The 23,496-nt window shown below is 73.7% G+C and carries 18 protein-coding genes; 11 read left to right on the top strand and 7 right to left on the bottom strand.

The features are described 5' to 3' along the window. Positions 1–107 precede the first annotated feature (107 nt). Complete coding sequence (locus tag ACGFMP_RS30970; protein WP_393676545.1) at positions 108–650, top strand: VOC family protein; 543 nt, start codon at positions 108–110, stop codon at positions 648–650. 64 nt (positions 651–714) lie between these two features. Continuing rightward, a complete protein-coding gene (locus ACGFMP_RS30965; protein WP_393676544.1) occupies positions 715–1,923 on the top strand; it encodes a PP2C family protein-serine/threonine phosphatase in 1,209 nt (402 codons plus the stop codon). A gap of 51 nt (positions 1,924–1,974) precedes the next feature. Here ACGFMP_RS30965 and ACGFMP_RS30960 read toward each other — a convergent pair whose 3' ends face one another. Further along, positions 1,975–2,340, bottom strand: coding sequence for a DUF488 domain-containing protein (locus ACGFMP_RS30960; RefSeq protein ID WP_393676542.1), 366 nt, complete (start codon positions 2,338–2,340; stop codon positions 1,975–1,977). Between the two features lie 83 nt (positions 2,341–2,423). Here ACGFMP_RS30960 and ACGFMP_RS30955 point away from each other — a divergent pair, with 83 nt between their 5' ends. The 4 genes from ACGFMP_RS30955 to ACGFMP_RS30940 all read left to right on the top strand — a co-directional run bounded on the left by ACGFMP_RS30955 (position 2,424) and on the right by ACGFMP_RS30940 (position 8,760). Next, positions 2,424–3,203: a uracil-DNA glycosylase gene (locus tag ACGFMP_RS30955; protein ID WP_393676540.1), complete on the top strand. Its 780-nt coding sequence runs from the start codon at positions 2,424–2,426 to the stop codon at positions 3,201–3,203. Positions 3,204–3,367: 164 nt separating this feature from the next. After that, complete coding sequence (locus ACGFMP_RS30950) at positions 3,368–3,742, top strand: cupin domain-containing protein (RefSeq protein ID WP_393676538.1); 375 nt, start codon at positions 3,368–3,370, stop codon at positions 3,740–3,742. Between the two features lie 183 nt (positions 3,743–3,925). Further along, a complete protein-coding gene (locus ACGFMP_RS30945; protein WP_393676536.1) occupies positions 3,926–4,522 on the top strand; it encodes a hypothetical protein in 597 nt (198 codons plus the stop codon). A 152-nt stretch (positions 4,523–4,674) separates the two neighbouring features. Further along, a complete protein-coding gene (locus tag ACGFMP_RS30940) occupies positions 4,675–8,760 on the top strand; it encodes a discoidin domain-containing protein (protein ID WP_393676534.1) in 4,086 nt (1,361 codons plus the stop codon). A 78-nt stretch (positions 8,761–8,838) separates the two neighbouring features. Here the strand turns inward: ACGFMP_RS30940 and ACGFMP_RS30935 are convergent, their stop codons facing one another. Then, complete coding sequence (locus ACGFMP_RS30935) at positions 8,839–9,693, bottom strand: PhzF family phenazine biosynthesis isomerase (protein WP_393676533.1); 855 nt, start codon at positions 9,691–9,693, stop codon at positions 8,839–8,841. Continuing rightward, positions 9,690–10,913 carry an MFS transporter gene (locus ACGFMP_RS30930; RefSeq protein ID WP_393676531.1) on the bottom strand — a complete coding sequence of 408 codons (1,224 nt, stop codon included), beginning with the start codon at positions 10,911–10,913 and terminating at the stop codon, positions 9,690–9,692. The genes ACGFMP_RS30935 and ACGFMP_RS30930 overlap by 4 nt, the downstream gene beginning before the upstream one ends. A gap of 73 nt (positions 10,914–10,986) precedes the next feature. Here ACGFMP_RS30930 and ACGFMP_RS30925 point away from each other — a divergent pair, with 73 nt between their 5' ends. Beyond that, the gene (locus ACGFMP_RS30925) at positions 10,987–11,622 is read left to right on the top strand and encodes a CGNR zinc finger domain-containing protein (RefSeq protein ID WP_393676529.1); all 636 of its coding nucleotides are present in this window, start codon (positions 10,987–10,989) and stop codon (positions 11,620–11,622) included. Between the two features lie 27 nt (positions 11,623–11,649). Here the strand turns inward: ACGFMP_RS30925 and ACGFMP_RS30920 are convergent, their stop codons facing one another. Further along, positions 11,650–12,639 carry an aldo/keto reductase gene (locus ACGFMP_RS30920; RefSeq protein WP_393676527.1) on the bottom strand — a complete coding sequence of 330 codons (990 nt, stop codon included), beginning with the start codon at positions 12,637–12,639 and terminating at the stop codon, positions 11,650–11,652. Positions 12,640–12,746: 107 nt separating this feature from the next. On the opposite strand from ACGFMP_RS30920, the gene ACGFMP_RS30915 reads away from it, so the two are divergent. From ACGFMP_RS30915 to ACGFMP_RS30905, 3 genes are all read left to right on the top strand, one after another. Next, complete coding sequence (locus tag ACGFMP_RS30915) at positions 12,747–13,211, top strand: low molecular weight protein-tyrosine-phosphatase (RefSeq protein ID WP_393676525.1); 465 nt, start codon at positions 12,747–12,749, stop codon at positions 13,209–13,211. Continuing rightward, positions 13,208–14,071, top strand: coding sequence for a fructosamine kinase family protein (locus tag ACGFMP_RS30910; RefSeq protein ID WP_393676523.1), 864 nt, complete (start codon positions 13,208–13,210; stop codon positions 14,069–14,071). The genes ACGFMP_RS30915 and ACGFMP_RS30910 overlap by 4 nt, the downstream gene beginning before the upstream one ends. A gap of 143 nt (positions 14,072–14,214) precedes the next feature. Next, positions 14,215–14,844, top strand: coding sequence for an RBBP9/YdeN family alpha/beta hydrolase (locus ACGFMP_RS30905; RefSeq protein ID WP_393676522.1), 630 nt, complete (start codon positions 14,215–14,217; stop codon positions 14,842–14,844). Positions 14,845–14,893: 49 nt separating this feature from the next. Here ACGFMP_RS30905 and ACGFMP_RS30900 read toward each other — a convergent pair whose 3' ends face one another. Beyond that, complete coding sequence (locus ACGFMP_RS30900) at positions 14,894–16,168, bottom strand: sulfite oxidase (protein WP_393676520.1); 1,275 nt, start codon at positions 16,166–16,168, stop codon at positions 14,894–14,896. Between the two features lie 294 nt (positions 16,169–16,462). Between ACGFMP_RS30900 and ACGFMP_RS30895 the strand changes: the two genes are divergently transcribed. Continuing rightward, the gene (locus ACGFMP_RS30895; RefSeq protein ID WP_393676518.1) at positions 16,463–17,434 is read left to right on the top strand and encodes an aldo/keto reductase; all 972 of its coding nucleotides are present in this window, start codon (positions 16,463–16,465) and stop codon (positions 17,432–17,434) included. 115 nt (positions 17,435–17,549) lie between these two features. Here ACGFMP_RS30895 and ACGFMP_RS30890 read toward each other — a convergent pair whose 3' ends face one another. Together ACGFMP_RS30890 and ACGFMP_RS30885 are read right to left on the bottom strand one after the other, a co-directional pair. Continuing rightward, positions 17,550–21,554 carry an Ig-like domain-containing protein gene (locus tag ACGFMP_RS30890; protein WP_393676516.1) on the bottom strand — a complete coding sequence of 1,335 codons (4,005 nt, stop codon included), beginning with the start codon at positions 21,552–21,554 and terminating at the stop codon, positions 17,550–17,552. A 205-nt stretch (positions 21,555–21,759) separates the two neighbouring features. Then, the gene (locus tag ACGFMP_RS30885; RefSeq protein WP_393676514.1) at positions 21,760–23,469 is read right to left on the bottom strand and encodes a purine-cytosine permease family protein; all 1,710 of its coding nucleotides are present in this window, start codon (positions 23,467–23,469) and stop codon (positions 21,760–21,762) included. Positions 23,470–23,496 lie beyond the last annotated feature (27 nt).

Raw genomic sequence — 23,496 nt, 5'->3', positions numbered from 1 at the left:
GTTGCGCTGTGCCGAGCGCCCGGTTCTGGTGGCCTGTAGCGTGAAGAGGAGGATTCCGGCGGGATGCCGGAATCGCAGACCGACGGCCGGCGGACGAGGGGCTCTGGATGGGATCGGATGGGGCCGGGGCGCCCGCCGCCGGTGGACCTTCGGCCGGCGCAGGCCGGGACGGGCACGTCGACGGAAAGGCCGGGCACGGCGAGGGGGCCGACGAGCACGGCGGGCAGCCGGCCGCCCCCGGCCCCCGGCTCGCCTCCGTGGTGGTCTTCGTACGCGACCTGGACCGGGCCGTGGACTTCTACCGGGAACTGCTGCTGATGCGGGTCGCGGTCCGTGCCACCACGGCCGCGCTGCTCGTCGGTGCGGCCGACACCCAGATGTACCTGCGCGTCATGGGCTCGGGCGGCGAGCACCCGCTCGGCGCCATCGGCGTGCAGTACGTGATCTGGACCGCCGACAGCTCCGACGACCTCCTGCGGTGCGAGCGGATGCTCAAGGAGCGCTCCGCCCACATCTCGTCCAAGGAGACGGCGGACGGCGTGACCGTGGTCGAGGGGCGCGATCCCGACGGCCTGCCGCTGGTCATCGCCCACCCCGGGCCGCACGGCGCCGCCCGGCAGGAGATCATGGCGCGGATCTACGCCTGGTGACGGCGGCCGCGGCGGGCCCTTCGGCCGCCTGGGCCCGCCACCGGCCCGGTGAGGAGGTGCGGGCATGACCGAGGACACCGGGCAGGGCCACCCGCGCGAGGGCGGGCCGCCCGCCTCCCTCGAGGAGCAGCTGCGCAGGCTCACCGCGGTCCAGCGCAGGCAGCGCCGGCTGCTGGACGCGGTCGTGGCCATCAGCGCCGACATGGACATGCACAACGTGCTGCACCACATCGTGACGGCGGCCACCGAACTGATCAACGCCCGCTACGGTGCGCTCGGGGTGCTCGGCGAGGACGGCGAGGTCGTCGACATGATCACGGTCGGCGGGGTGGGCGCGGACGAGATCGCCGCCTGCTTCCCCGCCGGCCGGCCGGCCGGGATGAAGGTGCTGGGCGCGCCGCTGACCGTACGCGGCACGGTCTACGGCAACCTGTGCCTGTCCGGCAAGAACGACGGGACGCTCTTCACCGGCGAGGACGAGACGCTGCTGACCGCGCTGGCCAGCGCCGCGAGCGTCAGCATCGAGAACGCCCGGCTCTACGAGCGGCTCAAATACACCACCGAGCAGTTCCAGCGCAGCCTGCTGCCCGCCCTGCCCGACCTGGGGCCGATCGAGGTGCGGGCGCGCTACCAGCCGGCCTCCGAGCTGCCCAACCTCGGCGGTGACTGGTACGACGTGCACATCCTGCCCGACGGGGTGCCGTGCATCGTGGTCGGCGACGTCACCGGGCACGACCCCGGGGTCGCACCCGTCATGGGCCAGTTCCGCAACATGCTGCGCGCGCTGGCCCACGACCGGGGCGGGCCGCCCGGGGTGATCGTCTCCAAGCTGGACGAGGTCGTCGCCACCCTCGTCGACCCGCCGGCGGCCACACTCGTGCTCGGGCGGCTGGAGGAGCGGCGCGCGGGGGAGTACACCTTCCACTGGACCAACGCCGGGCACCCGCCGCCGCTGCTGATCACCGAGGACGGCGGAGTCTGCTACCTCGCCCCGCTCAGGCACGGCATCCCGGTCGGCATCGACACCCGGCTGCCACGCCCCGACCACGAGCACACGCTGCCGCCCGGCAGCACCCTGCTGCTGTTCACCGACGGCCTGATCGAGCGCCGCGGCCAGGACATCGACGAGGGCATGCGCGCGCTTGCGGCGCAGGCGGGCTCCCTGTCCACGGCGGCGCTCGACGTGCTCTGCGACGAGGTCATCGCCAACCACGGCCAGGTCTTCGACGACGACGTCGCGGTCCTCGTCGTCCGCATCCCGCCGCGGCACTGACGGCGGCGGGACGCCCGGGGCGGCCGCGCCCCCGGACAGCCGGCAGCGGGCTCAGGCCTTCCCGGCCAGCCACTGCGCGAGGACCGCTGCCTGGCTGCGGTCGACGTCCTTGGTGGCGGTCAGCAGCGTCAGCCGCCCGTCCGCGCCCGCGAGGTCACGCAGATGGTCCACCGCCGTCCGGTGCCCGGAGTCGCGCAACTCCGCGCGATAGCGACGGCGGAACTCGGGGAAGCGGTCCGGCTCGTGGCCGTACCAGCGGCGCAGGTCGGTCGAGGGCGCGACGTCGCGCAGCCACTCGTCCAGATGGGCGTCGGCCTTGCGCATGCCCCGCGGCCACACCCGGTCCACCAGCACCCGTGTACCGTCCTCGGGCGCGGTCTCCTCGTAGACTCGGCGATACGTGATCGACTCGGCCATGGCGACACCTCTCCCTGACGGGACGTCCCATTTTACCGGTGCCGGCCGCGCGGATCAGCGCGGGGAGAGGCGGACTGCGGACCATGGACCTGAGCGCATCGGTCGGCGGGCCGGACGACCCCGGCTTCCCGGCGGCCGCCGCCGCCCGCGCGGGAGCGGTGCCCGCGCTGGACGACGAGGTGAGCACCTGCCGTGCCTGCCCCCGGCTGGTGGCCTGGCGCGAGGAGGTCGGCCGCGTCAAGCGGCGGGCCTATCTGGACTGGACCTACTGGGCCAGGCCGGTACCCGGCTTCGGCCCGCAGGACGCGGCACTGGCGATCGTCGGGCTCGCGCCCGCCGCGCACGGCGGCAACCGCACCGGCCGGATGTTCACCGGCGACCCGTCGGGCGACGTGCTCTACGCGGCCCTGCACGCGGTCGGCCTGGCCTCCCGGCCCACCGCCGTGGACCGCGCGGACGGCCTACGGCTGCACGGCGTACGGATCACCTCACCCGTGCACTGCGCGCCGCCCGACAACCGGCCCACCACCGCGGAACGCGATACCTGCCGCCCCTGGCTCGCCCGCGAGTTCCAGCTGCTGCGCCCGACCCTGCGGGCGGTCGTCGTCCTCGGCGGCTTCGGCTGGCAGGCCCTGCTCCCCGTCCTGCGCGACGCAGGCTGGCGACTGCCCCGCCCCCGCCCGGCCTTCGGGCACGCCAGGAACGTGGTCCTGCACGAGGCCGAGGGCGACGGCGAGCTGCACCTCATCGGGTGCTACCACCCGAGCCGGCGCAACATCTCGACCCGCACCGTCACCCCTGAGATGATCCGCGCCGTCCTGCGCACCGCCGCCGACGCGGCGGCCCTGCCCACCCGCGCCTGAGCCCCGGGGGCCTCGGGGGCCGGCCCACCTGGGACAATTGCCGCCAGGATGCCCGGGAGCCGAGAACCGGGCGCCCGAGACGAGGGGCAGGCGATGACGCGAGCTTCCACGGCCGTATCCGGGACCGGCGGCCGGCAGACCCGTCGGGTGTCCGGGACCGCGTCGTGACCGGGCCCGAGCCGGTGGCGCAAGTCCTGGCCGACGCGCGGGCGCTGGCCGCCGACGCCGCCGGGGCGACCGGTGTCAGGTGGAAGCTCGCCGAGAGCGGCCGGCAGCTCGACGCCAACCTCGTCCACCTGGCGCCGGGTGAGCACATCGCCACGCACGCCGAGCCCGACCTCGACGTCCTGGTCCTCGTGGTGTCCGGCGGCGGCCTGCTGGCCACCGCGGAGCCCGGTGAGCCCCACACCCTCGCCGAGGGATCCCTCGTCTGGCTGCCGCACGGCTCCACCCGCAGCATCACGGCGGGCGACACGGGCCTCGACTACCTGACCGTCCACCGCCGCCGCCCCGGCATGCAGATCCGCCCCAGCCGGTAGCCCCGACCGCAGGATGACAGCCCCCGCCGCACGGGGGCGCCCGCCACGGCGCGGGTCGGCCGTGCGGGCCCGATCGCGGGCGCTCGCGGGGGGCCGGGGGACCGGTGGCGGGCGCGCGGAGGGGTCCCTGAGCGTCTGACGCGGTTGCTCGGGAGCCGATCCGGGGGCGCCGGCCGCGGTCGCATGGCGGGGGTCCGGGGCGCCGTCGGCGTGCTCTACGCGGTCCAGGGCGCGGGCTCGATCATGGCGGGAACCGTGGCCGGCGCCGTCATGCGCCGGCTCCCGGAGCACGCCTTCGCAGCCGTGGGCCTGCTGCTCTTCACCGCGGGCGCCGCCGTACGGGCCGTGCCGTCGCTGCCGGTGGTGCTCGCCGGGACCCTGGCGATCGGCGTCGGGCTGCCCTGGGTGATCGTCGCGGCCTTCACCGCCGTGCAGCAGCGCACCGAGCCCGCCCTGGTCGGCCGGGTGGCCGCCGCCGCGGGCACGCTGGTCTTCGCGCCCACCGCGGTGGCCGCGGCGCTCGGCGCGCACCGGGCGTGGGCGCTCGCCGGGGGTCCGGGGCGACGGTGGCCTGCCGGAGTCCGGGGCGTCCGACGCCAAGTGCCCGGGCGCCGCACCGCCCTGACCGTCCGTCGCGTCCTGTGCGCGGCCACGCCGCGCGGGCCGGCGGCCCAGCGGCCTGCCGGCGGCCCGCGCGCGGCCTTCTCGCAGCCCGCGCGCGGTCCGGGGGAGCAAGGGGGAGAGCCCCGGGAGAGAGGTCCGCCCCTTCCCGGGGCTTGACAAGCGGTAGCGGACGTTCCAGCCTGTGGCAACGTTGTCAATCGTTCTGAGCAGCACCCGAGCCGCACGACGGCAACGTTGTCAGAAGGGCGGCGGGCCCCCGCCCCTGACTGCTCGCCGGCAGGAACCGTACTCGTGATTGGACCTCACGCATGGCGCATCAGCCGCAACCGCCGCACCCTTCCCGGCGGTCCGTCGTCGCAACCGGCTCGACCCTGCTGGCCGGGTTCGGACTCGCAGGACTCCCGGGGGTGAGCGCCGCCGCCGCACCCGGCGCGCGGCCGGGGACGGAGGGGAAGCCGGCGGCGCCCGGTGAACTGGCCGCCTACCGCCCGGTCGAGGTCTCCTCGACCGACTACGCTCCCACCCCCGCCGAATTCGCCGTGGACGGCCTCAACTCACCCGGAGTGCGCGGCAGCGGATGGCGCGCGGCCGACGGCGACCCGCAGTGGATCTCGGTCGACCTCCAGGCGGACTGCCATGTCACCGCGATCAGGCTGACCTTCGAGGGCGGCGAGCACGACCCGGTCTTCACCAAGCCGACCTCGGGGAACTGGTCCGACGGCACGACGGGCCAGGAGATCCTGTCGAGTCACGCCGTCGACTTCGTCGTGGAGACCTCCCGCGACCGGCGGTCGTGGACCAGCGTCCACCGCACCACCGCCGGCACCGGCGGCACCGTGGACATCGTGCTGGACCAGCCGGTGGTCGCCCGGTGGGTGCGGATGACTTCGCGCAAGCGGTCCAACCCCAACCCGCTCGGTCTCAACGGCTTCGAGGTCTACGGGACCCCGCCCGCCCACCGGGCGGACGCCACCGGCTGGACCGACTGGGGCCGGCACGACCACCGGGCGCCCGCGCTCGCGGTCGGCGCCGATGGGACCGTGCCGCTGGAGTCGGGCTGGACGCTGACCATGGACGACTGGGCCGGCGGCGAGGGGGCGGACCTGTCGCGGACCACCGTCGACACCAGCGGCTGGCTGCCGGCGACCGTGCCGGGCACGGTGCTGGCGTCGCTGGTCGACCAGGGCAAACTGCCCGATCCTGTCGCGGGTCTGAACAACCTGCACATTCCCGAGGCGCTGTCGCGCCACTCCTGGTGGTACAAGCGGGACTTCGAACTGCCGCGCGGCCTGCCCGCCGGCGCGGGCCGCAGGGTCTGGCTGGAGTTCGACGGCGTCAACCACCAGGCGGACATCTGGCTCAACGGGCAGCGGGTCGGCGGCCTGACCTACCCCTTCGCCCGCTCGGCGCACGACATCACGGCCCTGCTGTCGGCCAAGGGCGGCAACGCGCTCGCGGTGAAGATCACGCCGATGCCGATCCCCGGCAGCCCCGGCGACAAGGGCCCGGCCGGTGAGTCGTGGGTGGACGCGGGCGCCGGGCAGATGAACCTCAACTCGCCCACCTATCTCGCGGTTTCGGGCTGGGACTGGATGCCGGCGGTGCGCGACCGGGTGTCCGGCATCTGGAACCACGTCAGGCTGCGGTCCACCGGGGACGTGGTCATCGGCGACCCGCGGGTGGACACCGTGCTGCCCAACCTGCCGGACACCTCGGTCGCCGAGCTGACCCTGACCGTGCCGGTGCGCAACGCGGCCGACGCCGACCGCGAGGCGACGGTCTCCGCCTCCTTCGACGGCGTCCACGTCTCCCGGTCGGTCACCGTGCCCGCCGGGCAGAGCCTCGACGTGGTCTTCGCCCCCGACGCCTACGCCCCGCTGCGGGTGCGCGACCCGAAGCTGTGGTGGCCCAACGGCCTGGGCGACGCAGCCCTGCACGACCTCACCTTGACCGCGGCTGTCGGCGGCCGCGAGAGCGACCGGCGCACCACCCGGTTCGGCATCCGCCAGTTCGGCTACGAGTACGCGGTGCCGCTGCCCTTCACCGGCAGCGGCGACTCCTACACCCAGTCGGTGGACGTCGGCCCGCAGAGCGCACGCCACCTGCGGGTCCGCTGCCTGACCAGGGCGACCGGCTGGGGCGCGTCGCTGTGGACGGTGGCCGTGGTCGACAGCGCGCAGCCGGCGGTGGACCTCGCGCTGCACGCCGCCGCGACCGCCTCCTCGGTGGACGGGGACGACCACGGCCCCGGCAACGCCACCGACGGCGACCCGGCCACCCGCTGGTCCTCCGGCTACCAGGACGACCAGTGGCTCCAGCTGGACCTGGGGGCCGTACGGTCCTTCGACCGGGTCGACCTCACCTGGGAGCAGGCCTACGCAAAGACCTACGTGGTGCAGGTCTCGACCGACGGCTCGACGTGGACCGACGCGGCGGCGGTGGACAACTCCGCGGTGCCGCTGCCCTTCAACAGCGGTGACGCGAGCCTGCAGACCGAGGACTTCACCGCGCTCACCGCCCGCCATGTGCGGATCAGCTGCGGCCTGCGGCAGACCAGCTGGGGCAACTCGCTCTGGTCGCTGTCCGTCGTCGACAGCAACAGGCCCGACACCGACCTTGCGCTGCACCGCGGCGTCACCGCGTCGAGCGAGGACCCCGCCAACCCGGCGGCCAACGCCACCGACGGCAACCCGGGTTCGCGCTGGTCGTCCGAGTACTCCGACAACCAGTGGATCCAGGTCGACCTCGGCTCCGCCCAGGCCTTCGACCGGGTGGTGATCCTCTGGGAGGCGGCCTACCCCAGGACCTACGTCATCCAGGTGTCCGACGACGGGAAGTCCTGGACGGACGTGAAGTCCGTGAAGAACGCGCCCGATCCGCTGCGGATCAGCGTCAACGGGGTCCGGGTGCTGTGCCGCGGCGGCAACTGGGGCTGGGACGAACTGCTGCGCCGGATGCCGGCGGAGCGGATGGACGCGGCCGTGCGCATGCACCGCGACATGAACTTCACCATGATCCGCAACTGGGTGGGCTCCAGCGACCGCGAGGAGTTCTTCGCCAGCTGCGACGAGCACGGGATCCTGGTGTGGAACGACTTCCCGAACGCCTGGGGCATGGACCCGCCGGACCATGACGCCTACAACGGCATCGCCCGCGACACCGTGCTGCGCTACCGCATCCACCCCTCGGTGGTGGTGTGGTGCGGCGCCAACGAGGGCAACCCGCCCAAGGCGATCGACGACGGCATGCGTGACGCCGTGCAGTCCCAGGCCCCCGGCATCCTGTACCAGAACAACTCGGCCGGCGGCATCATCTCCGGCGGCGGCCCCTACAACTGGATCGAGCCCGAGCGCTACTTCGACCCCTCGACCTACGGCGGCGGCAGCTTCGGATTCCACACCGAGATCGGCATGCCGGTGGTCTCCACCGCCGAGAGCGTGCGCCGCATGGTCGGTGACGGTCCCGAGTGGCCGATCGGCGGCGCCTGGTACTACCACGACTGGAGCGAGCACGGGAATCAGGCCCCGCAGAACTACAGGGCGGCGATCGAGGCCAGGCTCGGCGCCGCCCGGGACCTGGAGGACTTCGCGCGCAAGGCGCAGTTCGTCAACTACGAGAACACCCGCGCGATGTTCGAGGCGTGGAACGCCAATCTGTGGGACGACGCCAGCGGGTTGATGCTGTGGATGTCCCACCCCGCGTGGCACAGCACCGTCTGGCAGACCTACGACTACGACTTCGACGTCAACGGCACCTACTACGGTGCCAGGTCGGCGTGCGAGCCGCTGCACGTCCAGGCCGATCCGGTCACCTGGCAGGTCATCGCCGTCAACCACACCTCACGCGAGCTGCGGGGCGCCCGTGTCACGGCGCAGGCCTACGACCTCGGCGGGCGCGGGCTCGGCACCGCCCGCAGCGCCCGGGTGGACGTCGGCTCGGCGGCAGTCGCCGAGGCCTTCACCGCGGGGTGGACCGACGACCTGCCCGATCTGCACCTGCTCCGGCTGGTCCTGTCCGACGGCAAGGGGCGGGAGCTGTCGCGCAACACCTACTGGCGCTACCGCACCCCCGCCGCCATGACCGCGCTCGGCAGCGCCCGGCAGGTCCGCACCTCGGCCTCTATCGGGCGCGTCACCGCCGAGGGCTCGCGTCGCGCCCTGACCGCGACCGTACGCAACCGGGGGTCGGCTGTCGCCGCGATGGTGCGGCTGTCGCTGCTCGACCAGCACAGCGGCGAGCGGGTGCTGCCGACGCTGTACGGCGACAACTACCTGTGGCTGCTGCCCGGCGAGTCCCGCACGGTCACGCTGTCCTGGCCGGCCGCCGCGCTCCCGTCGGGGCGCCCCGAGCTGCGGGTGGAGGGCTACAACAGCCCCGCGGTCACCGCGAGGTGAGCCGCGGGCGGGACCGGCGCGCCCGAGGGGCGCCGGTCCCGCCGGCCCGGCCCGTGGGACCCGGGCGCACCGGCCCGCTCAGCCGATCCTGGCGGCGGTGCCGCTGACCCGCACCCTGGCGTCGCCGTCGCGCAGCTCCACGGTCAGCGTGCCGGGGCGCCCCATGTCGGCGCCCTGGTGCAGGGTCAGCACGGCGGCGGAGGGGACCGCCCCGAGTTCGCGCGCGTACGCGCCGAAGGCGGCCGCTGCGGCGCCGGTCGCCGGGTCCTCGACCACCCCGCCGACCGGGAAGGGGTCGCGGACGTGGAAGGTGTGCTCCGACTCGCGCCGCACCAGCTGCACGGTCGTCAGGCCGAGCCGCCGCATCAGCGCTTCGAGCCGCGCGAAGTCGTAGTCCAGGTCCGCAAGCCGCGCGCGGGTCGCGGCCGCAAGCACCAGGTGGCGGGCGCCGGCGTAGGCGATCCTGGGCGGCAGCGCGGGGTCGAGGTCCGCGGCTGCCCAGTCGAGCGCGGCCAGTGCCTCCGCCACGTCCGCCGGGTCGGCGTCCTCGACGTACGGCTCTACGCTGGTCAGCGTGGCGCGCAGCTCGCCGTCCTCACGCACGACACTGACCGGCACCGGCCCGGCCGCCGTGGCGAACTCCAGCTCGCCGGGGCCGTCCCGCTCGGCCAGCGCGACGGCGGCCGCGACGGTCGCGTGCCCGCAGAAGGACACCTCGGCCTTCGGGCTGAAGTAGCGGATCGCGTAAGCCCCTTCGCCCGGCCGCGCGGTCAGGAACGCCGACTCGCTGTAGCCCAGGTCCGCCGCGACGGCGAGCATCCGCCGCTCGTCGAAACCGGACGCGTCGAGGACCACCCCGGCGCGGTTGCCGCCCCCGGGGTCGGCTGAGAAGGCGGTGTAGTGCAGGATCTCGGATCCGGGGTTCTCGGTCATGGCGCTGACAACTCCGCCGGTCCACCGCGCATTCCCACCAGGCCCCGGTCCGCGAGCGGCCCTGCGGCCAGCAGATGGCCGGCGGCGAGCACCGCGCAGAAGCCGGCCGTCACCGCCCACAGCGCCGTCGGTCCCGCGTGCTGGATCAGCTGGGTGCCCGCGACCGGTGCCGCGATGCCGGCGATGCCCCAACTGGTGCCGTATACGGCCAGATAGCGGCCGGTTCCGCCGGCCGGGGCGAGATTCGACACCAGGGCGTAGGCGCGTCCCATCACGATGACATCGCCCGCACTCCAGACGACGGTGGCGGTCAGGGAGCCGGCCCGGGTGTCCGAGGCCGCGTAGCCGGCAAGTCCCGCGGCCAGCAGGAGATCGCCCAGGCCCAGCGCCACCGGGGCGCTGAGCCGGGCCAGGGGCCCGAGCCGCAGCAGCGGCTGGGCGGCGACGATGGTGGCGGCGGAGGCGGTGAAGAGCAGCCCGGCGTCGGCGGGTTGCATGCCGCGGCGTTCCAGGGACAGCGGCAGCATCGTCATGATCGTCATGTAGACCACCGCGTAGCCGGTTCCGGTGGCGAGCATGACGAGCAGCATGCGGTCGCGCCACGGGCCGGGCCCGCCAGGGCGCGCTTCGGCGCCGCCGCCGGGACGTTCGCGGTCGGCGGGCAGGACCGCGCGCACGATGACGGCGCAGGCGAGGCAGCTCACCGCGTCGGCGACGAACAGCCAGCGCAGGTCCCAGCGCCCCAGGCCCGCCGCGATGAGGCCCGCACCCATGCCGCCCACCGCCAGCGCGGCGTTGAGCAGGCCGTACGCGCGCGCCCGGTCCGCGGGGGGCACCGCGTCGGCGATCATCGCCTGGCTGGGCGGCTCGTAGAGCTCGAAGGCGAGGCCGAGCAGCACCGCGAAGACGGCGACCATGGGCAGCGATCCCGCGGCGGCGATGCCGAGTTGGGCCGCGGCGCAGCCGGCCAGCCCGAGCACGATGGTGCGGCGGCGCCCGAGCCGGTCGGCGAGGCGGCCGCCCACCAGCCGGGAGGGGATCGTCGCGCACCCGAAGGCGGCCGAGACGGCTCCGGCCGCGGCCGCGCTCGCGCCCAGGCGGGTGCTGACCAGGACCGTGAGGAAGGGCAGTGAGAAGGCGCCGAGCCGGTTGACCGCGCGGGCGGCGAGCAGCAGCCACACCGTACGCGGCAGCCGGCTGCCGCGGTCGGAGGCGCGCATGTACCCTCATCACTGTTGAATGGACCGATGCCAGTGACGGACGCTAATCCCGGAGGGGGTGACTGGTCAAGTGATGTTCGACAGTCATGTGACGGTGGTGCTCGACGCGGCCGTCTCGCTCGTCAACGCGCTGACCGACGGCGAGGCGCGCGGCAAGCCGTACACCGCGCCCCGCGGTGCCGCGCTGCCGGCGGCCGTGGACGCCGCACTGCCCGCGGTGCCGGTCCGTGCGGGCAGCGCAGGCCGCGCAGACGGCCACGACGGCGGGCGCGACACCGGCGAGCGAGCCCGCCGGCGGGTCGACCAGGAGTCGGCCGACCGGCTCGCCGCCACCGCGCGGGAGATCCGCCGGGTGTTCGTGTCCGTGGACGCGGGACGGCACGACGAGGCCGCCGACGCGATCAACGCCCTGCTGCTGACCACCGGCGCCCGCCCGCAGCTGGACCGGTCACCCGGTGAGCCCTGGCAGCTCCACTTCCACGGTGCCGACGACTCGCTGGCCGTGGGCTGGGGCGCCGGGTGCGCCACCGGGCTCGCCGTGGCGGTCGGCAGCGAACTCGCCGGGCGGCTCGGCGTGTGCAGGGCCGCCCAGTGCGACCGCGTCTACGTCGACACGTCGCGCAACGCGGGCCGCCGGTTCTGCTCCACCGCGTGCCAGAACCGCACCAAGGCCGCCGCCTTCCGGGCCCGCCGGGACACCGCGGGCTGACCGCGCGGAGCTGTGCGCGCGGCCGGCTCAGGAGTGGCCGATGACCGGGTGCGGCCGGTACGGCGCCGCCAGCCGGGCGTCCTCCTCGGGGGCAAGCCGCAGGCCGACGGCGGCCACGGCGTCATCGATGTGCTCGGGTCTTGAGGCGCCGACGACCGGGGCGGTCACGCCCGGCCGGCCGAGCAGCCAGGCCAGCGCGACCCTGGCAGGCGCCACACCGTGTTCCGCGGCGACGGCACGCAGCACGTCCACGACCTCGAAATCGGCCTCCGCGTGCGCCTCGAAGCGGGCGTCGGCCAGCGGGTCGGACGCCGCCCGCACCGTCCGCCGGGCACCGTCGCGGGTGCGGTTGCCGGCCAGCAGCCCGCGGGCCAGCGGGCTGTAGGGGATGACGCCGACGTCCTGGTCCAGGCACTGCGGGAGCATCTCGCGCTCCTCCTCGCGGTAGACGAGGTTGTAGTGGCTCTGCATCGACACGAAGCACGCCCCGCCCGCGGCGCGCGCCGCGTACTGCGCCTTCGCGAACTGCCAGGCGAACATGCTCGACGCGCCGATGCAGCGGGCCTTGCCCGCCCGTACGACGTCGTCGAGCGCGCCCATCGTCTCCTCGACCGGGACGTCGGGGTCGTAGCGGTGGATCTGGTACAGGTCCACGTAATCGGTGCCGAGCCGGGTCAGCGACGCGTCCACGGCCGCCATGATGTGCCGGCGCGACAGGCCGCGGTCGTCGGGGCCGGGGCCGGTGGGGAAGTAGACCTTGGTGGCGAGGACGTAATCCTCGCGGCGGCCGAACAGCCGGGCCAGCAGCCGGCCGGTGATCTCCTCGCCGGTGCCGCCCGCATAGCTGTCCGCGGTGTCGAAGAACGTCACCCCCGCCTCGACGGCCCGCCGGACGATCGGCTCCGCCCCGTCCTCCCTCAGCTGCCACTCGCGCGCCGGGGTGTCCCCGAAACCCATCATGCCCAGGCAGATCCGCGAGACCGTCAATTCCGAGGACCCGAGCCGTGCGTACTCCATCCGTGCCTCCCCTGTCGCCCCGCCACGGTACGCCCGCCGGGCCACTCCTACGTGCTCCACCGGTGGGGGACCGGCGTCGGGGCGGCCCACGGCCGTACCGTGGTGCCGTGCACATCTGCTTCGTCTGTACGGGCAACATCTGCCGGTCGCCGTCCGCCGCTCTCGTCCTGGCCGAGCACCTGCGCAGGGCGGGCCTCGACGGCCGGGTGCGGGTCACCAGCGCGGGACTGGGCGGCTGGCACGCCGGTGAGGGCATCGACCCGCGGGCCGCCGAGGCGCTGGCCGGGCACGGCTATCCGGTGGAGCACGTGGCCGCCAGGATCGGCCCCGCCCACCTGGACGCCGACCTGCTGGTGGCGATGGACGGCGGTCACGAGAAGGCGCTGCTCCGGATGGCCGACGACCCCGCGCGGGTACGGCTGCTGCGCTCCTTCGACCCGGACGCGATCGGCGACCTCGACGTACCCGACCCGTACTACGGCGGCCCCGAGGGCTTCGAAGAGGTGCTGGCCATGATCGAGGCCGCGATGCCCGGGCTGCTCGACCGGGTGCGCGCAGACCTCGACGCATGACCGCGGACCACGGCGCGGGCGCCGCGGCGGCCCGGATGACCGGACTCCGGGCGACCGGCGCGCACCGGCTGTCCGGCGACCTCACCGAGGTCGCCCTCGACGGCGGCAGGACGGTGATGGCCAAGCACGCCGACGGCCCAGGCGCGCTGCGGGCCGAGGCGGCCGGGCTGCGCTGGCTGGCCGCCACCGGTACGGTCCGCGTCCCCGCGGTCCACGGCCGCGACGACCGGTGGCTGGTGACAGAACTGGTCCCGACCGGCCGCCCCCGCCCGGAGGCGGCGGCCCGCTTCGGCCGGGACCTCGCCGCGATGCATGCCGCGGGCGCGCCCGCCTTCGGTGCCGCGCCGCCCGGCGGACCCGAGGACGCCTTCATCGGCGCGGCGCCGATGCGGAACACGCCGGGTCCCGACTGGCCGCGCTGGTACGCCGAGCACCGCGTGCTGCCCTACCTGCGGCAGGCCGTGGACGCCGGCGGCATGACCCCGGCCGGGGCGGCCGTCGTCGAACGGGTCTGCGAGCGCCTGCCGGAGCTGGCAGGCCCCGCGGAACCGCCCGCCCGGCTGCACGGCGACCTGTGGAACGGCAACGTCCTGTGGGGCGCCGACGGGCAGGTCTGGCTCATCGACCCGGCCGCCCACGGCGGGCACCGGGAGACCGACCTTGCCATGCTCCGGCTTTTCGGCTGCCCGCACCTGGGCCTGGTCGTCGACGCCTACCGGGAGGCGGCACCGCTCGCCGACGGCTTCACCGCCCGGGTGCCGCTCCACCAGCTCTTCCCGCTGCTGGTGCACACGGTGCTCTTCGGCGGCGGCTACGCGGACCAAGCGGTCGGCGCGGCCCGCGCCGCCCTCGCCGGCTGACGGGGCGCCCTACCCGTCGGCTACCCTGCTTGGCGTATCCGGAGGCGGGACAAGGACGTCGGCCCCGGTGGCTGCGGGAGGGGCGCCTGCTGGGCGAACCCTCCCCGGAAACCCGGCACTTCGACATCCGAGGGTGAGCGACCATGACCGACGTCCCCGGCGGGCACCGCTTCGTCATCCTGCACGGCTGGCAGAACCGCAGGCCGCCAGGCCACTGGCAGCACTGGCTGGCGGCACGGCTGGCCGAACTGGGCCACGAGGTCGCCTACCCACAACTGCCCGACCCCGACGAGCCCGACCTCGCGGTGTGGCTTGCGGCGCTGCGCGCGCTGCTCGCCGGTCCGCGGCGGTGGCACACCGTCGTGTGCCACAGCCTGGCCTGCGCGCTGTGGCTGCACGCCGTCGCGCGCGAGGACACCGCCCTGGCCGTCGAGCGGGTGCTGCTGGTCGCCCCGCCGTCCGCGGGCTTCCTGCGGCAGCACCCGCAGGTCGCCGCGTTCGCCCCGCCGGCACTCGCCCCCGGGCGGGCGGCCGCCGCCGGGCGCACCCGGATCGTCTGCGGCGACGACGACCCCTGCTGCCCGGAGGGCGCGGCCACCGAGTTCGGCGTGCCCCTGGGCCTGCCGGTCGACATCGTGGCCGGCGGCGGCCACCTCACCCCGGACTCCGGGTACGGCCCCTGGCCCTCGGTCCTCGACTGGTGCCTCGACCCCTCGGGCGGCGCACCGCTGCGGGGCCGCGGCCACGAGCCCGTGCGGGGCGGCGCCTCCTGAGCCGCGACGCCTCCCGCACGGCGGGGCGCCGCGGCGGGCCTGGCACCCGTCAGGCGTGCACGGTGACCGGGTGGTGGACCACGGCGCCGAAGAGGTAGCCCTGGTCGTTGGGTGTGCTGCGGTCCGGCTGGCGGCGCCCCGCGGTGTCGGTGGCCCTGGCAAGCAAGGCCGTGGGGCCGGGGGTTGTCGGATGCCAGTCGGCCGACCAGCGCGACCAGGAGTGCGGCCGGGGTTCGTCGTGCAGCCGGGCAGGGCGCCAGCTGGCGCCCGCGTCGGTGCTCACCTCGACCCGGCGGATGCCGCCGGCGCCCGACCACGAGCGGCCGGTGAGCCGGTGCCGGCGGCCGGCGGCGAAGGCCGCCCCGTCCGCGAACTCGAAGGCGCTCTTGACGGTCTGCCGGGTCAGCGGCTCGCTGCCGCCCGGCGGGTAGGCGGCGCCGAAGAGCCGGTAGAAGTCGGTGTTCCAGGGGGAGTAGAGCGGTTCTGCCGACACCTCGATGTCACCGACCCACTTGATGTTGGCGATGCCCACCCACGAGGGCACCACGACGCGCACCGGGAAGCCGTGGTCGTACGGCAGCGGGCGGCCGTTCATCTCGTAGGCCAGGATCACGTCGTCGAGCGCCTTGGCGTACGGCAGCGGGCGCCGTACGTGGCCGAGGTCCGCGCCGTTGGAGACCCACGGGTCGTCCAGCCCGCGCGGTTGCAGGTCCACGGTGTGCGGGCGGGTGCCGGCCAGTTGCAGCACCCGCGCCAGCCGGACCCCGCGCCACCGCGCCTGGCCCACGGCGCCGAGGGTCCACGCGGTGCCGCTGACGGTGTCCCCCTGCTGGGAGGTGTAGTACGCGCGGCCGTTGCCCGCGCATTCGACGAACGAGTCGACCGTGACGGACGGCAGCCTGCGCAGGTCGCGGTAGCCGAACTCGACGGCCTCCTCGGGCCCCGGCTCGCCCCGCAGGCCGCTGCCCCACAGCTTGAGGCTCCAGTCGTCCGCGTCGAGCACCGGAGTCGAGGTGTGGTTCCGGACGAAGAAGCGGTCGAGGGGTGTGTGGTGGCCGGTGCCGCGCAGCGCGCTCCAGTTGGTCTCGGCATTGGTGCCGCGCACGGTGAACAGCTCGGGCGGCAGCGGCTTGACGATCCCGGGCGTGGGCGGCGGGGCGTCGGCCGCAGCGGCGGCCCAGGGCAGCGATCCGGCCGCGGCCACCACGCCGGCGGCGGTGGCCAGCCGCAGCAGATCGCGCCGGGAGACGCCCTCCGCGCGGGCCTGCCCGGCCAGCCACTGGTGCAGACGGCGGCGATCGTAGGCGTGCTCGACCATGGACATGTGCATCGACTCCTCGGGGGGAGGGGGATGATGGCGCGAGGAAAGGCGGCCCTGACGGGGGCGTACGGGCGCAGCTGTGCCGCCGAGCGGGAGCGGGCGCCGGGGGAGTCCGGAGGATCAGCGACAACAGCCGTGCAGCGGACAGCGGCACGCGGCAGTGGAGCGGCGGTTGTCGTGGGTGATCACGGGAGGGATGGTATCGCGCGGCCCGCCGCCTCGGCGGGCGTTCGCCGGCAGAGCCCGGCGACCGGCGCGGCCGAAGGGCGGCCGGCCCCGCCACGTACGCTGCCGACCATGGACTATCTGAAACTCGGCACCACCGGCCTCGATGTCTCCCGCATCTGCCTGGGCTGCATGAGCTACGGCGCCGCGGACCGCGGCAACCACAGCTGGACGCTTGACGAGGAGGCGAGCCGGCCCTTCGTGCGGCAGGCCGTCGAGGCCGGGATCAACTTCTTCGACACCGCGAACGTCTACTCCGACGGCACCAGCGAGGAGATAGTCGGCCGGGCGCTGGCCGACTTCGCCCGCCGCGACGAGATCGTGCTCGCCACCAAAGTGCACGGGCGGATGCGCCAGGGCGCCAACGGCGGCGGCCTGTCCCGCAAGGCGATCATGACCGAGATCGACCACAGCCTGCGCCGGCTCGGCACCGACTACGTCGACCTCTACCAGATACACCGCTGGGACCCCGCGACTCCGGTGGAGGAGACGATGGAGGCCCTGCACGACGTGGTCAAGGCCGGCAAGGCCCGCTACATCGGGGCGAGTTCGATGTACGCCTGGCAGTTCTCCAAGGCCCAGTACGTCGCCGAACGGCACGGCTGGACCCGCTTCGTCAGCATGCAGAACCACTACAACCTGCTCTACCGCGAGGAGGAGCGGGAGATGCTGCCGCTGTGCGCCGACCAGGGCGTCGGGGTCATCCCGTGGAGCCCGCTGGCCCGCGGCCGGCTCACCAGGGCCTGGGACACCACCAGCGCGCGCAGCGAGACCGACGAGTTCGGCAAGACCCTCTACCAGGACACCGACCGGCACATCGTGGACGCCGTCGCGGAGATCGCCGGCGAGCGCGGCGTCTCCCGCGCCCAGGTCGCGCTGGCCTGGCTGCTGCGCCGGCCCGGGGTGAGCGCGCCGATCGTCGGGGCGACCAAGCCGCAGCACCTGGACGACGCGGTCGCGTCGGTCGGCCTGCGGTTGACCGACGGGGAGTGCGCGCGCCTCGAGGAGCACTACAGCCCGCGCGGTGTCGCCGGCTTCGCGTAGCCGCACGCGCCGGTCCACCGGGGGCGGGCCCGGTCCACCGGACGCCGCCGCCACGCGCGGGAGCGGCCCCGCCGTTCGGCGGGACCGCTCCCGGGTGCTCCTTCCCGTGGCGCTGTTACGCCGTGGTCACCGCCACGGTGGCGGCCTCGGCCGGGGTGCCGGTCGGGTCGGCCGCGGTGGCCTTGAACGTGTGCGGCCCCGCGGCGAGCGCGCCGGACCCGGTGCAGGTCCAGCTGCCGCTGTCGGCGACGTCGGCGGTGCACAGCGGCGTGCCGTCGGAGGTCACGGTGACCGTCGCGCCGGGCTCCGCGGAACCCGAGACGGCGGGCGCGGTTGCGACGGTGTCGCCCGCGGCGGGCGAGGAGATCGCCACCGGCGGCGCGAAGTCGGTGACGTTCGGCACGCCGTCACCGCTGATCTTCACCGCGACGCTGTGCACGGTGACCTGGCCGCCGCCGTTGCGCAGCCGGAAGTCGGCCGCCGAGTGCTGCTGGCCGCCGAAGTAGGCGTCGGTCACCGTCACCGTCGCGGTCTTCCAGGTGCCGGTGCCGGTGAGCGGGATCCCGGAAGCCGACTTGTACGGGTCGGAGCTGCCGTTGTCGTACTGCACGGAGAACGAGCCGTTGCCCTGGTCGTAGTAGGAGACGGTGAAGGTGGCCGTGTAGTAACCGGCGTGGGCGATCGAGTCGTCGATGTCGAAGTAGATGTTGCCCTGGGTGCTGGTACGCGCGGACAGTCCGCCGACCACCGAGGCGGTCGTCGGTCCGTCGAAGCCGCCCGAGGGCCGCTCGTCCTCGCCCATGCCGTAGGCGTGGTCGGTGGCGCCGACGACCGAACCGACCACGGCGGTGCCGGGCGGCAGGTCGGAGGCGTCGAAGGCGACCCCGGCCGAGGCGTCGCTGACCATCCCGCCCGGGTCGGCGACCGTCGCGGAGGCGGTCTGCCGTCCGGGGGTGAAGCCGGCCGCGGGGGCGCAGCTCCAGGCGCCGGCGTCGTCCGCGGTGGCGGTGCACAGCACCCCTGACGCCTCGCGCACGGTCACCGTGCCGTCGGGGATCGCGGTACCGGACACGGCCGAGGCGAGCTTGACCGTGGCACCGGTGCGCGGTGTGGTGATCACCGGGGCGGGCGGGAAGGCGTGCCGGTCAGGCACCCAGGCGCCGGTGACCGTCAGGCCCACGCTGTGCACGGTGAAGGGCCCGTCCGCGGAGTGCAGCCGCAGGTCGGCGCCGTTGCTCTGCAGGCCGCCGAACCAGGCGCCGCTGAGGGTGACCTCGGCGGTCTTCCAGGTGTCGGTGCCGGTCAGCGCGATGGTGCCGGCCTGGTGGTAGCGGTCCTTGCTCCCGGCGTCGTACTGCACGGACAGCGAGCCGGTGCCGGAGTCGTAGTACGACACCGTGACCCTGGCGTCGTAGGAACCGGTCGCGGCCACGTCGTCCGCGACGTCGAAGGACATGTCGCCGTCGGCGGTACGGGCGCTGAGCCCGGCCACGTCACCGGCGGTGCCGGGGGAGCCGGCGTCCTCGGTCCTGCTGAGGCCGTAGGCACGGTCGGTGCCGCCGAGGACGGTGCCGATGGTCGAACTGCCCGACCGGACCGCCGAGTCGAGACCGAGCCGGACACCTCCCAGATGCCGGGCCGCGGTCGGCGCGTCTCCGGTGACCTGCGCGAACGGCAGGGCGGTGGTGGGCGCGGCGGCCTGCTGCACCAGGTAGGTCTTGCCGGACTTCACGGGGACGTCCAGCAGGCCGGCGGTGGACGCCTTGACGACGACCTTGCCGTTCTTGCCGTCCACGACCTCGGTGGACTGCCCCGGCCACGGGTTCTTGACCCGCTGGGTGCCCGTGGTGCCGGCCTCGATCGCGGCGGTGACCAGCCGCCCGCCCTGCACCTGCACGTCGACCTTGCTCTTGCCCTGGATGTAGACGCTGCCAGCGCCGTCCCACTCGGCGGGCCAGGCCGGTGCGAAGCGGAGGATGCCGTCGAAGTCCTGCGCCAGCGCCTCGCTGACCGCGGTGGCGGCGCCGGACTCCTGCTCGATGTAGGGCTGGTAGCCGACCGAATTGCCCAGGTCGGCGAAGCCGTTGGGATACACCTGGTGGCCTTCGGTCAGCGAGATCAGGTTGCTGCGCACCTCGGCGGGATTCTGCAGCCGGGCCGCGTCGATGGCGTCCATCGACCAGTCGTTGCCGCCCTTGTTGGGCCGGTGGGCGTAGCTGCGCTGCTCCAGCTGGAAGAGGCCGGCGTCCTGGTCACTGATGGTGTTCCAGGGCCACAGCGGCTCCAGTTCGATGTTCTCGCCGTTCCTGCGCTCGGCCGCGGGCTCGTAGGAGATGGCGAGCATGTCCGTGCCTGTGGCGTCCGCGGCGGCGGTCTCGGCCTCGGTGTAGCCGGGGTTGAGCAGCCGGCTGCGGGTGGCCTGGTCGGTGCGGGGGTAGGGCGGGATCTGCCGCTGCGCGGTGGCCACCCGGGACACCAGGGCCTTGTCGGCGCCCTTGTCGGTGCCGAGCAGGTGCGCGATCTCGCCGATCAGCGGGAAGACCGCCTGGTCGAGCGCGATGTCGGTGGTCGGGTCCTGCACCGCCCACTGGGTCTCGTGGGCGTTGGCGTTGGCGTGCAGCAGCCCGTCGGCGCCCGGCGTCTGGTAGGCGAGCTGGAATTCGGTGACCGACTTGATGAAGGGCCAGTACCGCTTCAGTGCGGCCTTGTCGCCCGTGCCCTGGTACTGCTCCCACATGTAGAGGGCGATCTCCGGTCCCGAGGAGATGTCCAGGGCGTTCCAGTTGGGGCTGCCGGGCTCGCTGCACGAGCCGTTCTCGCCGACCCCGGGGGAGATGCCGTTGCCGTTGAAGCGCATCGTCTCCGACACGCAGGCGCCGGGACGGCCGCCCATCTGCTGCTTGGTCCACGCCTCGATGGCGGGCAGGTCGTCGGCGTACATGTCGAAGATCGGGGTGTTGAGCTGGTAGTTGCCCGAGCTCATGTTGGCCGCGATCTGGGTGCGCAGGTTCCACAGCCAGTACGCCGACGGCGTCCAGGTCTGGGTGTCCTTGTTCCAGGCGAACATGTCCGCCTCGCCTGCCTGGCTGCCGGGGTAGATGCCCTTCCTCATCGACGCCGCCTCCTCGTAGAGGTAGAGCGTGCGCAGGTTCTCGATGTACTCGGCGCTGCCGTCCGCCGAACTCATCGCGATGAGGCCGGAATGCGACCAGAAGCCGTCCCACCAGCGGTCCTGGGCGGACATCAGGCCCCGTACGGACGCGGTGGCGTCCTTGCCGATGACCTTGGCCGCGGTCTTGGCGGCATTGCCGCCGGTCCAGCCGGGCGAGGCGACGACGACCCGGAAGGTGCCGTCGGCGTGCGGGGTGAAGCTGACCTTGACCTGTGTCGGGCTGCTGACCGCGGTGCTGACCCCGCGGCCGCCCGCGGTGATCGCGGCGAGCGAACCGAAGGTCTTTCCGCTGCCGATCGGCGGGCTGCCGTCGGCCCAGGTCTCGGCGAGGGTGCCGACGGTGCCGGACACCGCGGCGGCCGGCTTGCGCGGCGACCACAGGTCGATCGTCGCCGTCTGCGCCACGGACGGGTCGGCGCCCGCGACATCGACGATCAGCTCGTCCTTGTCCGCCGCGACCCAGGCCTGCAGCGACATGCCGCCGCCGGACTCGCGCAGCACCCCGTCGGTGAGGTCCAGCCGTCCGGTGAAGTCCGCCGCGTGCGAGATGACGGACAGGCCGGGGATGTTGAGCCGGCCGGGCGACTTGCGGTCCGGCATGGTGTCGGAGCGGTTGAGCTGGGCGGTGAAGCCGTCGGCGGCCCAGGCCGCCACGCCGAGGGATCCGTTGCCCAGCGGCATGGACGCGATGGGGTCCGCGTTCGGCGAGCCGAGCACGAGGTCGGAGCGGCTGACGACCCCTGCCGGGTCGAGTTTGAAGTCTCCGTGCTGCCAGGCGGTGGTCGGCCCTGTGGCCGCGACGGCGGTGCCGGCGTCTGCCACGGCGGCGCCCGCGAGGGCGGTGAGCGCCGCCGAGCAGAGCGCGACGACCCGTCTGTACGGAACCCGCCGACGGCGGCGGGGGAGTTTCTGCACGATGCCCTCCTGGGCGATACGGCTCTCAGTCAACGGTGTTGACGTAGTAGTCCGATGTATGTGCCTGTCTCCATGCGTGACTCCTCTACGGCATGCGGAAACATGGCCCCGGGTGGACGTAACATAGGATGACTGTCGTTCTAGACCATCGGTGGCGACGGAGTAAAGACCCAGGACGCACGAAAGTGCCGGTCCGCGCCCCACGCGCGTACCGGCACCCCGTCGTGGCCCCCCGCCGTCACCCGGCCGCGGTCGTCGGCATCCCGAGGTCGACCGGGCCGCCGGCCCCGCGTGCGGCGGGCTTGCAGGCGTCGTGGCAGTCCTTGTCCAGGCTGCAGCACAGCGAGCAGATCGCACCGCCGTGGAAGGGGCAGCCGGCGATGTCGGGACGCTCGAAGTCCTCCGCGCAGACCGTGCAGGTCATGGTCGCCGCCGACAGCAGGCCGTCGTCGAGGAAGAGCGGCTCGGGCTGGTCGTCGGTGCGCGCGATGTAGTAGCGGCCCTTGGTGGCGACCGCGAGCAGCGGTGAGAGCGCCAGGGCCACGAACAAGGCGATGAAGGGCGAGAACGCCTTGCCGTACGCGCCGAAGGCGTGGAAGTACGCGGCGATGGACACCGCGGAGGCGACCAGCATCGACCCGAAGCCCACCGGATTGAAGTTGTACAGGTGCGCCCGCTTGAACTCGATGTACGACGGGCTGAGCCCCAGCGGCTTGTTGATCACCAGATCGGCGACGACGGCGCCGATCCAGGCGATGGCCACGTTGGAGTAGAAGCCGAGCACGGTGTTGAGGAAGCCGAAGACGCCGCCCTCCATCAGGGCCAGCGCGATGCCGACGTTGAGGAAGATGTAGACGACCCGGCCGGGGTGCCGGTGGGTCAGCCGGGAGAAGAAGTTCGACCAGGACAGCGAACCCGAGTAGGCGTTGGTCGTGTTGATCTTGATCTGCGAGAGGATGACGAAGAAGGTGGCCAGGCCCAGTGCGACCGGCGCGGCGAAGGTGTGGATGCCCGAGACGTACTGCTGGATGGGCTCGTTGGCCTTGGCCAGGCCGATGTGCCCGGCGATGTAGAAGGCCAGGAAGGCGCCGCCGATCTGCTTGGCCGCGCCCAGCACCACCCACCCGGGCCCGGCCGCGAGGACCGCGCTCCACCAGCGGCGGGCGTTCGCCGGGGTCTTGTCGGGCATGAAGCGCAGGTAGTCCACCTGCTCGCCGATCTGTGCGATCAGCGACAGGGCGACGCCGGCGCCCGCGCCCACCCCGATCAGGCTGACCGACGAACCGGTCGGCGAGTCGCCCGCGAAGTGGGTGAACCGCGAGAAGGCGTGCGGGTCCTGGATCGCGATCGACACGAAGGGCGCCACCATGAGGACCAGCCACACCGGCTGCGTCCACACCTGCATCGTCGACAGCGCGGTCATCCCGTAGAAGACCAGCGGCAGGATGATCAGCGCGCAGATCAGGTAGCCCACCGCCAGCGGGATGTGCAGGCCCAGATCGAGCGCCTGGGCCATGATCGAGCCTTCGAGGGCGAAGAAGATGAAGGTGAAGCTGGCGTAGATGACGGACGTGAGAGTGGAGCCGAGATAACCGAAACCGGCGCCCCTGGTCAACAGGTCCATGTCGATCGAGTATTTCGCCGAGTAGTACGAGATCGGAATTCCGGTCAGGAAGATGGTGACCGCGGCGGCCAGGATCGCGATCAGCGCGCTGCCGAATCCGTGCGAGATCGCGATGGAGCCGCCGATCGCGAAGTCGGCGAGGTAGGCGATGCCGCCGAGTGCGGTGGTGGCCACCACGTAAGGGGTCCAGCGGCGGAAGGACTTGGGCGCGTAGCGCAGCGAGTAGTCCTCCAGTGTGGTGTTCTTCGTCCAGCCGTTGTACCGGCGGGTCGTCGTACCGGTGGCGCCGCCCGGAGGCGCGGGTGTGTCGACCGTGTCCGTCACGAGAACTCCCTCTTCCGTCCACAGGGT

The sequence above is a fragment of the Streptomyces sp. NPDC049040 genome, from assembly GCF_043197715.1.
Classification (GTDB): domain Bacteria; phylum Actinomycetota; class Actinomycetes; order Streptomycetales; family Streptomycetaceae; genus Actinacidiphila.
This window is presented reverse-complemented; position numbering and strand designations above follow the sequence as displayed.